This is a genomic window from Rhizobium sp. FKY42, assembly GCF_005222835.1.
In the GTDB taxonomy this organism is placed as follows: Bacteria; Pseudomonadota; Alphaproteobacteria; order Rhizobiales; family Rhizobiaceae; genus Neorhizobium.
Genome location: NZ_STGA01000006.1, coordinates 90,479 through 103,231 on the forward strand (window position 1 = coordinate 90,479; position 12,753 = coordinate 103,231).

6 protein-coding genes are annotated in these 12,753 nt (G+C 59.7%); 3 read left to right on the forward strand and 3 right to left on the reverse strand.

Annotation, left to right across the window (positions count from 1 at the left end; translation table 11 throughout):
* Window positions 1–29: 29 nt before the first annotated feature.
* From E8M78_RS03680 to E8M78_RS03690, 3 genes are all read right to left on the reverse strand, one after another.
* On the reverse strand, window positions 30–827 hold the full coding sequence (locus tag E8M78_RS03680) for a xanthine dehydrogenase family protein subunit M (RefSeq protein WP_137133765.1): 798 nt from the start codon (window positions 825–827) through the stop codon (window positions 30–32).
* 14 nt (window positions 828–841) lie between these two features.
* Window positions 842–3,205 carry a xanthine dehydrogenase family protein molybdopterin-binding subunit gene (locus E8M78_RS03685; RefSeq protein WP_137133766.1) on the reverse strand — a complete coding sequence of 788 codons (2,364 nt, stop codon included), beginning with the start codon at window positions 3,203–3,205 and terminating at the stop codon, window positions 842–844.
* Window positions 3,206–3,304: 99 nt separating this feature from the next.
* A complete protein-coding gene (locus E8M78_RS03690) occupies window positions 3,305–3,796 on the reverse strand; it encodes a (2Fe-2S)-binding protein (RefSeq protein ID WP_137133767.1) in 492 nt (163 codons plus the stop codon).
* 267 nt (window positions 3,797–4,063) lie between these two features.
* Between E8M78_RS03690 and E8M78_RS03695 the strand changes: the two genes are divergently transcribed.
* From E8M78_RS03695 to E8M78_RS03705, 3 genes are all read left to right on the forward strand, one after another.
* A complete protein-coding gene (locus E8M78_RS03695) occupies window positions 4,064–4,327 on the forward strand; it encodes a glycine zipper domain-containing protein (RefSeq protein ID WP_137133768.1) in 264 nt (87 codons plus the stop codon).
* 182 nt (window positions 4,328–4,509) lie between these two features.
* Window positions 4,510–6,426: an autotransporter assembly complex family protein gene (locus E8M78_RS03700; RefSeq protein WP_246658210.1), complete on the forward strand. Its 1,917-nt coding sequence runs from the start codon at window positions 4,510–4,512 to the stop codon at window positions 6,424–6,426.
* 64 nt (window positions 6,427–6,490) lie between these two features.
* Window positions 6,491–12,586, forward strand: coding sequence for a translocation/assembly module TamB domain-containing protein (locus E8M78_RS03705; protein ID WP_137133769.1), 6,096 nt, complete (start codon window positions 6,491–6,493; stop codon window positions 12,584–12,586).
* Window positions 12,587–12,753: the final 167 nt, after the last annotated feature.

Genomic DNA, 12,753 nt, shown 5'->3' on the forward strand with positions numbered 1-12,753 from the left:
CCGCCCCTCTCAATCGGATCGAAGCACCGTTAACCGGCCATGGCCACGGCGCGTTTGGCCATGACCTTTACCAGGTTTGCGCGATATTCCGGTGTCGCGTGCATATCCTCCATCAACTGACCTGCGTCGACAGCAACAGAGGCAACGAAATCTGACGACCAGCTGGCGGACAGCGCTATTTCGATGTCAGTCGCACGAAAAACGCCGTTCGATCCGGCACCGGTCACGGCCACGCGCACACCCGATGCCCCCTTGGCGACAAACACGCCGGTGAGCGCATAGCGGGATGCCGGATTGGGGAACTTGGCATAGCCCGCCTTTTCCGGCGCCTCGAAGGTGATGGCGGTGATGAGTTCGCCTTCTTCCAGTGCCGTATCAAACATGCCCTGGAAATAATCATCCGCTACGATCTCCCGGCGATCCGTCACGACCGTCGCGTTCAGTGCGAGAACGGCGGACGGATAATCCGCCGCCGGATCATTATTGGCGACAGAGCCGCCAATCGTTCCCATGTGGCGCACATGCGGATCACCAATCATGCCGGCCAGATGGCAGATGGCCGGACATACAGATTTCAATGCCGAAGAGGAGGCAACTTCCGCATGGGTCGTGCCTGCTCCGATGCGCACCTTGCGGCCTTCGACCGATATGCCCTTCATGCTGGCCACATGGCGCAGATCGACAAGATCGGAAGGCGCGGCGAGCCGCTGCTTCATCGTGGCAATGAGCGTCATGCCGCCGGAGAGATAGCGCGCCTCATCCTGCGAGGAGCGCAGCTTTACGGCCTCTTCGACCGAGGAGGCGCGGTGGTAATTGGTATCGTACATGCCTTTCCCTCCCCTTATTCTGCAGCCATGCGCGGCTGCGCAGCCTGCAACGCCTGCCAGACCTTGAGCGGCGTGGCGGGCATGGTGATCTCGACACCGATCGCATCCGTGATGGCGTTGATAAGCGCCGGGGGCGAACCGATGGCACCGGCCTCACCACAGCCCTTGATGCCAAGTGGATTGCTGGGGCACGGCGTGTTCTGGTGCGAGAGCTTGAACGATGGCAGATCGTCAGCCCGCGGCATGGCGTAATCCATGTAGCTGGCTGTCAGAAGCTGACCGCTCGTTTCGTCATAGCGCACCTCTTCCAGCAGCGCCTGACCAATTCCCTGCGCAAGCCCACCATGCACCTGACCTTCGACGATCATCGGATTGATGATATTGCCGAAATCATCCGCTGCAACGAACTGGATGATCTCCGTCTTGCCGGTATCCGGGTCGATTTCCACCTCCGCGATGTAGCAGCCCGCCGGGAAGGTGAAGTTGGACGGATCGTAAAAGGCGGTTTCCTTCAGGCCCGGCTCCATGCCTGCCGGAAGATTGTGGGCGGTATAGGCCGCAAGCGCCATCTGGAACCAGGGAAGTGTCTTGTCCGTGCCCGCCACCTTCAGCGCGCCGTTTTCGATGACGATATCGCTCTCGTCCGCCTCCATCAGATGCGCAGCGATCTTTTTCGCCTTCATTTCCACCTTGTCGAGTGCCTTGACGATGGCCGACATGCCAACGGCACCGGAACGCGAACCATAGGTGCCCATGCCCATCTGCACCTTGTCCGTATCGCCATGCACGATATTGACACTGGCAAGCGGTACGCCAAGGCGATCCGCAACCAGCTGGGCGAAGGTGGTTTCGTGGCCCTGCCCATGGCTGTGTGAGCCGGTGAGAACCTCGATGGTACCAACCGCATTCACCCGCACTTCCGCCGATTCCCAGAGGCCGACACCGGCACCAAGAGAACCGACCGCCTGCGAGGGTGCGATGCCGCAGGCCTCGATATAGCAGCTCATGCCGATCCCGCGCTTCTTGCCGCGCCCTTCTGCCTCGGCCCGACGCGCCGCGAAGCCATCCCAATCCGCAGCAGACATGGCCGCGCTGAGCGAAGCTTCGTAGTCGCCCGCATCATAATTCATGATGACCGGCGTCTGGTAGGGGAAGGAGCGGATGAAGTTCTTGCGGCGAAGCTCTGCTGGCGAAACACCCAGTTCACGCGCCGCCACTTCCATCGTGCGTTCGAGAAGGTAGGTGGCTTCCGGACGGCCTGCCCCGCGATAGGCATCCACAGGCACCGTATTGGTGTAAACCGTGCGGACATTGGCGTGGATCGCCGGAATGGCATATTGGCCCGACAGCAGCGTCGCATAGAGATAGGTCGGCACCGCCGACGAGAAGAGCGACATGTAGGCGCCGAGATTGGCGATCGTATCCACCTTCAACCCGATGATGCGGTGATCCTTGTCGAAGGCCATCTTGACCTTTGACACATGATCGCGGCCATGGGCATCCGTCAGGAAGGCTTCCGTGCGGTCAGACGTCCATTTTACCGGAACGCCGGTCTTTTTCGAGGCCCAGAGACAGACGATTTCTTCCGGATAGATATAGATCTTGGAGCCAAAACCGCCACCGACATCCGGCGCAATGACGCGCAGCTTGTTTTCCGGCGCGACATTATAGAAGGCGCTCATGACCAGACGCGCGACATGCGGGTTCTGGCTGGTGGTGTAGCAGGTATAATGGTCTTCTGCTTCGTCATAGACGCCGAGAGCCGCACGCGGCTCCATGGGGTTTGGCGAAAGACGGTTGTTGAGGATCTCAATTTCCGTGACATGCGCCGCTTCGGCGATGGCCTTGTCGGTCGCCGCACCATCGCCGATCTGCCAGTCGAAGATCAGATTGCCTGGTGCTTCCGGATGGATTTGCGGCGCCCCGGCTTCGAGTGCCGCCACAGACGTGATGACAGCCGGAAGTTCCTCATAATCGACCGTCACGACCTCAGCCGCATCGCGAGCTTCCGCAACGGAATTGGCCACCACGATGGCAACGGCATCGCCCACATAGCGCACCGTATCCACCGCCAGAGGGCGCCATGCGCCCATTTTCATCGGAGACCCATCCTTCGAGTGGATCATCCAGCCACAGATCAGGTTTCCGATACCATCAGCCTGCAACTGCTTGCCATCCAGAACATCAATGACGCCGGGCATGGCCTTGGCCGCTGAAACATTGATCCCGGTGATCTTTGCATGCGCGTGCGGACTACGCACGAAATAGGCATATTTCATGCCCGGAACGACCATGTCGTCAGTGTAGCGACCCTTGCCCGTGAGGAACCTCTTGTCCTCCTTGCGGGCAACGCGCGCACCAATCCCTTCCATACCCATGTCATCTCCTCCAGATGAAAGCGATAGAACAGCATTGAAAGGCCACGGCGAAAGCTGCCATCGGAGACAGAAATGATCCGCCGGATGCCCGTTCGAAATCTACTCGGCAGCCTGGCGCGATGCGCCATGCATCTCTTCATTGGCGGAAAGCACGGCCTTGACGATGTTGTGGTAGCCGGTGCACCGACAGATATTACCTTCCAGCTCGTGTCGGACGGTCACCTCATCCAGCTGGCCGCCATGGCGATTGATCATATCGACTGCCGTCATCACCATGCCGGGCGTGCAGAAGCCGCACTGAAGCCCGTGGTGCTGGTTGAACGCCGCCTGTACCGGATGCAATTCGCCTTGAGATGCAATGCCTTCAATGGTGGTGACGCTGGAACCGGCAGCCTGCACCGCCAGGATGGAACAGCTTTTGACCGACTTTCCATCCATATGCACCACGCACGCACCGCATTGGGTCGTATCACATCCCACATGGGTGCCGGTCAGGCCCAGTTTATCCCGGATGAAGTGTACGAGCAGAGTGCGGTCGTCGCACTCGCCCGACATCGTCCGGCCATTCACCGTCAACGTCACTTTCGCCATGATTTCCTCCCAAAATCCCCGAACAGGGAACGTGTCTCCTCAAACACGTGGGGTGCATCATTGGTCTTTTTTTTAGCAGTGAGCAACAGATAGTTTTTTCCTGCGGCATCAAATCAATGAGGATCAATGAAACTTCTTCGGGCAGGCTCTAGACTTCCTGGATTTGAGTCATATCCTCCCGTTCAAGCTGGGTTAATCTTGGCTGGTGTTAGCCTAGACGGGACCGGCCGAAGAGCTGGAAACGATCGTTCAAAGTTGGAGAGAGTAATGAAGAAGGCAATTATGCTTCTCATGGTGGGCGCGACCCTCGCAGGCTGCACCGCCACAGAACGTGGCGCCGGCATCGGCGCGGGCGCAGGTGCCGTCATCGGCGGCCTGGCAACCGGCAATGTTCGCGGCGCCGCTGTGGGCGCTGCCATTGGCGGCCTTTCGGGCGCTGTCATTGGCTCTGTTTCCGAGCAGCCTGGCCAGTGCTACTACCGCGACCGTTATGGCCGTCGCTATGTGGACGCGTGCCCGCGCGGCTACTGAGCTCTTCAACGCCAGTTTATTGAACAAGAAAATTGGCCCCGGACTCGATCCGGGGCTTTTTGCTGACAGTGTGGCATATAAACGGTACCCTGGGATGCCATTTTCAGATACATTAGATAAATTGATTATAGACGCTCGCGTCTGAACGGGTGGGAAGAGCCGAACTGATTACGAGCAAGACGATGTGCGTACCGGTCCGCATGATGGCGTACCGGAAAAGAAATCTCGCAGTTCTTCTGGCGGCGGGAATAGCCACGAGTCTGGGATTCACTGAACCTGCCCATGCCTTCAAACTCTTTGGAATAAACCTCTTCGGAAGTGAGGAGGAAGAGGCCGCCGATGTCATAGATCCGGTCCGTTACAGCACCACCCTGAACCTGACGACGGCAACCGGCGACCTGAAGGATCGGCTGGAAACGACAAGCGCTCTCAAATCGGATGAGAAGCAACCGGTCTCGGGCGATCTCGGCCTTGTCATCAAGGCGCGCGAAGATCGCGACCGGCTTGTGGCCGTTCTTTATGAAGAAGCGCGTTATGGCGCCGTCGTGCGCATAACGATTGCGGGCCAGGAGATCGACAGGCTGCCACCGGTTCCCGCGTTCGACCATAGCCAGCCCGTCCCCGTTGTCGTGACGGTCGAGCCTGGGCCCGAATTTGCACTTGGCAAGGTAACGCTCGAGGGCGATGCCGCCGGGATCGATCCGATATCCGTAGGCCTGGAACCGGGCAACAAGGCGGGCTCCGTATCGATCATCCAGGCGGGCGAGCGGATCATTCGCGACCTCAAAAAGCAGGGAAGGCCGCTTTCGAAGATTGGCAAGCGCGACGTCATCGCCGATCATGCGACGAATACCGTCGCAGTAACAATCAGCGCGACAAGCGGGCCTGTCGCGCCTTTCGGTACTGTGACTGTACGAGGCTCTGAGGGCGTCGATCAGGATTTCATCCGCCGTTATTCCCGCCTCGACAGACGCGAGACCTATTCCCCGGAACAGCTAAAGAAAGCTGGTGACCGATTGCGGGAACTCGGCGTTTTCTCGAGCGTGACGATACGCGAAGCCGATGCGCTGATGCCGGATGGTTCACTGCCGCTCAGTATCGAGGTTGCTGACGGAAAGTTCCGCTACTTCGGTTTCGGGGCGGAATTCTCCTCCATCGATGGCGCAGGCGTTTCCGGCTACTGGGGACACCGCAATCTTTTCGGCCAGGCGGAATCTCTCCGGATCGAGGGACAGGTTTCCGGCATTGGTGCGACGACCGACCTCAACACCTATGATTACTCGGCAGGCATCATCTACTCCGAACCCGGCTTCAAGATTCCGGAGATGACCTTCGATGCCAGCCTGCGGGCGAAGCGCGAGACGCCTGACGTCTACACGGCCAACACGATTACCGCACTTGCGACCCTGACCTACGAACTGAACGAACAGGACAAGGTGAAGGGTGGTGGCGAAATTGCCTGGAGCGAGAGCGAAGACGCGTTCGGCCGGAACCGTTACCTGACCTTTTCGCTGCCGATCGAGTTCGAAAGTGACGCCCGCGACAACAAGCTGGAGCCGACCGAAGGCTATCGCCTGACCGCATCGGCAAAACCAAGCTACGAGACCTATCGCGGCTCGATATTCTCGTCCTTCGAGGGGTCGATTTCCGGATATCTGGGACTGGGCGAGGAGAACCGGGTGGTTCTGGCAGGGAGGCTGTCAGCGGGAACGATCGTCGGCACCGACAACCTGCGGGATATTCCGACCATCAGGCGCTTCTATATGGGTGGTGGCGGCTCGGTGCGCGGCTACACCTTCCGGGAAATTTCCCCCTACGATACGCAAAACCGCGCGCTCGGTGGCCGCTCCTATACGGTTGCGAACCTGGAGGCGCGCGTCAAAATCAACGAAAAGATCGGAATTGTGCCATTTTTTGACGTTGGAACCGTTTCCACCGAAATCGCGCCCGATTTCTCCGATATTCGCATGGGCGCCGGAATCGGGGTTCGCTACGCAACTCCGTTTGGCCCTCTGCGGTTAGACATCGCATTACCGTTGAACCGCTATCCGGGCGGGAGCCAATACGGTATCTACGCTGGCATTGGACAATCATTCTGATGTCGCCAAACACCAAGGATCAGGATAAGGAATCCAGGACCGTGCCAAGGATGAACCCGCACCAATGACATCGTCATCGCGTGCCAGAAGCTGGATATTGCGCACCGCGCTTGCCGTGGTAACGATCCTGCTCGTCGGTATCATCGGCTTCGTGCTGTTCCTTGGCTTCGTTCCTGCGGGCAGCCGCTTGGCCGGAAAGTTGATCTCCTCCGCGATTTCGTCGCCCGACCAATCTATTTCCGTGTCAGCGCCGCAGGGGCTGCTGACGGGCAACCTGAAAATCGACCGCATCGCGCTGTCCGATCGCAACGGTGTTTACGCCGAGGCAAGCAACATCCTGGTGGACTGGTCTCCGCTTTCGCTTCTGCGCCGCACTTTCCACGCGGACCGGATCGAAATCGCCGAATTGAAGGCAATTCGCCCCCCGGTTCCGGCGCAGCAGCAGCCCGCAACAAGTTCCGGCAGCGGCGGCTTCTCATTACCTGTGGCCATCGAAATCGATCGCTTCGCCTTGCCGGATATCGAGCTTGAGCCTGCGATCACCGGGCGTCGCTTCGAGCTTTCCGCAGAGGGCGCCGCAAACGCGACCGGCGAACGCGTGGCACTGCAGCTTGCCGCGCGGCGCAAGGATGTACCAAATGCACTTGCGAAGACAGACCTCGTCTTCGCGCCGCAGCAGAACGAACTGAAGCTTCAGGCCCTTGTTTCGGAACCGCAGGGCGGACTGCTGGCGCGCCTCCTGCATTTGCCGGGCGCACCTTCGCTGGCGCTGGCGCTGGACGGACAGGGGCCATTGTCCAACTGGTCCGGGCAGTTGCGTGGCACGGTCGACAACAAGCCCGTGATCAGCATTGATGGCCGGCATGAATTATCTGCCGAGGGTGTTCACCAGCTTCAGATCCATGGCGGTGGCCAGCTTTCCGAGCTTCTGCCCCCGGCATTTCGTCCGCTTTTCATCGGGCGAACGGATGTCAATCTGGGCGCCCTGGTCAGCCAGAGCGGGCGGATTGAAATCAAGAAGGGCGAACTGGCTACAGGTTCCATGAAGGTGCAGGCATCGGGAGCGCTGGATCCTTCCGGTGACAACAGCCTGACCGTTAGCGCGACCGCGACCAACGGCTCGATCAATCTTGAATGGCCTATGCAGCCGCAATCCGCGCGCTTTGCAATCGATAACCTGAACTTCACGCTGACCGGACCGGCTGAAGGATCACGTTTCAATGCGACAGCAGCGCTGAAGTCCATCAATGCAGCAGGAGCTTCCCTGGCTCAGGTGCGACTTCAGGCAGAAAGCGAAGACCTGAACCTTGTCGAGCAATCCGGCAGCGTTCGCACGCGGCTCAGCATCGCCCAGGCCGATTTTGAAAATCCGGATCTGGATCGTCTGGTCCAGGGGCCGATCCGGCTCGACGCTCCGATCAGGCTCGCTCCGCCCGCAATTGGTCTCGATGCATCGACCTTTGAAAGCGGCAAAGCATCCGGCACCATCAGCGGTGCCTTCAATACGGCAAAACAATCGGTTACCGGCAATATCCGCATATCGCTGAACCCGACTGGGCTGCCAATAGCCGCAGGACGTTACTTCGATGATGGGATCGGTGTCGAAGGCTATGTCGATGGCGTCATCGGCGGCCGGATCAGCCTCGAAAACCTCGTCGTCAAATCAAGCACGATCGAAGGCCACGGCAATGTGCTGTGGGACGGCACGAAACTCAATGCGCATCTGGCGGGACGCGTGCCCGAGATTGGACGCTTTCAGCCCGACGCCAAGGGCGCAGCAGGCTATGACGTCGTATTGGACGGGCCGCTGAACGCGATCGGCGTAAAGGCCGTCGTCAACTCCGCAGAAGCCCGCTACAGCGGCCGGACGCTTGAGGCCGTCAGCGCCCGCTTCGACGGTACGGTCGGCACGTCTTCCATTGGTGGCATGGCGCTCGTATCGGGTCGCGTGGACGGCAAGCCGCTGAAACTCGATGCTGAAGTGCGCCGCGAAAACGGAACCATTCGTCTGCCGCGGCTGGCGCTGGATGCGGGTGCGAACCGGCTGAGCGGAAATCTGGCATTTTCTCCCGACTTCCTGCCGCAAGGACAACTTGCTTTCGATTGGCCGGATATTGGTCTGCTTGCTTCCTTGGCTGGTCAACAGGCGGGCGGCGACCTTCGCGGCTCCTTAAGCCTCGGCCAGTCGAACGGCAAGATCTCCGCGACGATCAACGCGACGGGTCAATCCGTTTCCTACGACAGTACCGTGATCGAGGGCCCTGCTCTTAACATCACAAGCAAGGATCTGCTTGGATTTTCGGTCGATGGCGTCATTCACGCGGCTAAGCTGAACGCAGGCGGACAAGTACTGGCCGACACGGCGCTGACGCTTGCCGACAGGTCTGGCATTCTCGGATTCAATCTGGCAAGCCGTTATTCCGACGCGCCGCTCGTCATGACGGGCGCCTTCGATCGCTCTCATCCGGACGGCATGACGCTCGTTCTGGATCGTCTCGAGGCAAAGCCCTCCGGGTTGAATCTCGCACTGGCGAACCCGGCTCGGGTGACGATTTCTGATGGTGTGGCAAATCTCGGCAGCATCGTCTTGAACGCAGGCGGCGGCCGTCTCGTCATCGAAGGCAGTGCGGGGGGGCCCCAGTTGAATGTGGCGCTCCGGCTGAGCGACCTGCCAGCGGCCATAGCCGACGAATTCCGCCCCGGCCTCGGGGCCGAAGGCATGATCGGTGGCGCAGTCACAGTCTCCGGCACCACATCTAGTCCCGTCATTCGATACAGCCTCGGATGGCAGAATGCTCATGTTGCCGAAACGAAGGCACGCGGCCTGGGCCCCCTGTCGCTCTCCAGCCGGGGACGCTTCCAGAACGGCACGCTGACGCTGGAACAGACGACATTGACCGGCCGCGACGGCCTTTCAATCAATGCGGGTGGAACGGTAGGAACCAACACGCCGCAGAGTCTAGATATCCGCGGCAATCTCGTTTCGGTGCCTGCGAGCCTTGCCAACGCTTTCGTCGCGGATCTCGACGCACGTGGCCAATTGACCGGCACCGTCACGATTTCGGGTTCGGCAAGCGCTCCAGAAGCCGCTTTTCAAGCAAAACTCTCGAATGCTTCCCTGGCTCAGACACGCGCCGCAGAAATGAACCGCATCGACTCCGATCTCTCGGGGCGCTTCTCCGGCGATACTGTGATAATCGACCGGCTGTCAGTGACTGGCGAGCAGGGCCTTTCGGCGGAAGCGAGTGGCACGATTGCCGTGAGCAACGGCAATGCCTTGGGGCTCCAGGCAAAGTTGCATGCAATTCCGGCAAGCCTTTTGAATGCCTTGCGTCCTGACATCGGCGCAGAGGGCGTTCTATCGGGAACGATCAACGCAAGCGGTTCATTGAGCACGCCTGCTGCTGTCTTCGAGATGGCTGTGAAAGACCTGACGCTGAAACAGACCCGGGATGCTGTAATGACACCGCTTGGCATGACCGCAAGCGGACGCCTCGAAAACCAGGTTCTCAACCTGTCGAACGCCAGCCTCACCGGCGCCAACGGGCTTTCCCTGGCAGCTTCCGGAACGGCAGCGCTGACTGGCGACAAAGCGCTTAGCATGACGGCGAATATCGCCAATCTGCCGCTTTCACTCGCCGATGTGCTGCATCCGGGTCTACAGGCAGGAGGCATCTTGAACGGCTCCATTACGCTGTCCGGCCGCACCGATGCACCCGCGGTTCAATATCAACTGCAAGGTTCTGATATTGCGATTGCCCAGAGCCGCCAGACCGGCGTTCGCGACATGACGTTGCGCGCTACCGGCAGCTTTGAGAATGGTACTCTTACTCTCGGCGATACATCCCTGACCGATCCTTCAGGCCTTTCCGTCAACGCCAAGGGGCGCGTCGTCGTGAGCGGCACGCAGGGACCGGCCATCGACGTGAACGCATCGATCGCTGCCCTGCCTGCAGCCTTGGCAAATGCATTTGCGCCCGATCTTGATGCCGGTGGGATCATCTCCGGCACTGTTTCCTCGACCGGCACCCCTGAAGCACCGATTGCCAACTTCAAGCTGCGCTGGGCGGATGTCGCAACGTCACAAACACGCACATCTGGCCTTGCAGGACTGAATCTCGACGCAGACGGACGCTTGGCCGAAGGAATGTTGAGCCTGAATGATGTGCAACTGACGGGGCCGCAAGGACTATCAGCGTCCGCAAAGGGTACGATTGGCCTGGCAGGCGAGCGTCCGCTGGATCTGACCGCCCAGCTTGTGGCGCTTCCAGCAAGCCTCGCCAATGCCTTTCTTCCAGGCGTGCAGGCATCCGGTTTGGTGTCCGGTTCGGCAAACATTGCCGGAACTGCTGCCTCACCGTCCGTCCGCTATGACGTTCAGTGGGCTGACGGCGCAATTCGGCGTCAGGGTGACGCCGCAGTTGGTCCCCTCAATCTGCGGGCAGAAGGCTCCTTCTCAAACAACCGCCTGACACTTGGCACAACGCGTCTCACTGGCCCCAGCGGTCTTTCGGTCACCGCTGGCGGTGATGTATCGCTGCCGCAGGGCGGTCAGGGAGCCCCTGCCCTCAACCTCAACGCCGACATCAATGCGCTGCCTGCCAATCTTGCCAACGCCTTTGTGCCGAACCTCGGCGCTTCCGGCATTATTTCCGGCAAGGTTTCCGCACTCGGCAATGGAAACACGGGCGCCCGTTTCGATCTGGCCTGGAATGATGCATCGCTTGCACAGACCAGAAGTGCAGGGCTGCAAGGCTTCCGTATCACCACGGAAGGCACGTTCGCCGACAACCGCCTCAACTTCCAGACGACGCTTGGCGGCGCTGGCGGATTGAACCTGTCCGGCGGCGGAAGCGTCGGGCTGGCGGGTTCAAAGCCGCTGGATCTGCGCTTTCAGGGCACGCTGCCCTTTGGCCTTCTGGCAAGCCAGCTTTCAGCACAGGGCTTTGTTCCGGAAGGCACGGGCACCATCAACGTATCGGTCTCTGGAACCGCGGCGGCGCCTCAGATAACCGGTAACGCCTCCACCAGCGGAGCCCGCCTCATCGATGTTCGTCGTAACCTGGCCCTCAACAACATCAATGCCCAGGTGAATTTCAATCGTGATCGCGCAGAAATCGCGACAATCTCTGCGTCGCTCTCGACGGGCGGTACAATTGCAGCACAGGGCAGCGTCGGGTTGACGGACGGCTTTGCCGCAGACCTGCGCATTGCATTGAACAACGCCACCTATGTTGATGGAACCTTGTTCAATGCCACCGCCAACGGCAACCTGACTGTGACCGGTCCATTGCTGCAAAATCCGTCGCTGGGCGGAACGGTGACCCTCACGCGTGCAAACATCACGGTTCCTGCGAAGCTTCCAGCCTCGCTTGCGGAAATCAACGTCAAGCATCGCAACGCGCCGCCTGATGTGCGAGCTCTTCTCGCTGCACTGGCGCCGAAGGGGGGCGAAGGCACGAACAGCAATCTTTCCCTCGATCTGGTTCTGAATGCTCCTAACGGTATCTTTGTGCGAGGACGCGGGATAGATGCGGAACTTGGTGGCAATCTCACCATCCGTGGCTCAGCGTCAGACCCTGTCGTCGCCGGTGGTTTTGAAATGCGCCGCGGCCGTATCGTCATCCTCAGCAAGCGCCTCGATTTTACCAGCGGCAAGATTACGTTTGGCGGCAGTCTGATCCCCGTGCTGGACATGGCCGCCGAGACCAGTTCCAACCAGACGACCATCACCATTACCGTGACCGGTGTCGCTAACGACCCGGACATTGCCTTCACCTCGTCGCCCTCCCTTCCGCAGGACGAAGTGCTGGCACGCCTGATTTTCGGCCAATCCATGTCGCGTCTTTCGGCCCTTCAGATCGCCCAATTGGCGGATGCCGTCAGCCAGCTTGCGGGCGGTGGGGACAGTTCGCTGTTCCAGACCTTGCGCGGCAAGCTGGGTGTAGACGATCTGGACCTCAAAACAGACGATAATGGCCAAACCAGTGTCTCATTGGGACGGCGCCTGAATGACAAGACCTACTTTCAGGTGGAACAAGGCGGCAGCAGCGGAGCCAAGGCCAGCATCAACCTGGATGTGGGCCGTGGCGTGAAGCTCAAGGGCTCAGCCGGGAGTGGTGGCGGTTCGGCTGGCATCTTCTACGAAAAAGAATATTGATCTCGCTCGTCCAAGCGGTCGCTGGACATAAATTCGGCGGATCGATTCAGCATTAAGAAACAATCTTCCTATAATTTTAACGAAACGCCGTCGCGAGACAAAGACCCGTCGCGCATGAGGCGATCAATTTAACAGCTTGCTGCACTCGCGAGGGGTGGGTGCAGACT

Coding starts and splice junctions, on each gene's coding strand:
- E8M78_RS03690 (WP_137133767.1), bottom strand. CDS start 3,796: ATGGCGAAAGTGACGTTGACGGTGAATGGCCGGACGATGTCGGGCGAG.
- E8M78_RS03700 (WP_246658210.1), top strand. CDS start 4,510: ATGTGCGTACCGGTCCGCATGATGGCGTACCGGAAAAGAAATCTCGCA.
- E8M78_RS03705 (WP_137133769.1), top strand. CDS start 6,491: ATGACATCGTCATCGCGTGCCAGAAGCTGGATATTGCGCACCGCGCTT.
- E8M78_RS03680 (WP_137133765.1), bottom strand. CDS start 827: ATGTACGATACCAATTACCACCGCGCCTCCTCGGTCGAAGAGGCCGTA.
- E8M78_RS03685 (WP_137133766.1), bottom strand. CDS start 3,205: ATGGGTATGGAAGGGATTGGTGCGCGCGTTGCCCGCAAGGAGGACAAG.
- E8M78_RS03695 (WP_137133768.1), top strand. CDS start 4,064: ATGAAGAAGGCAATTATGCTTCTCATGGTGGGCGCGACCCTCGCAGGC.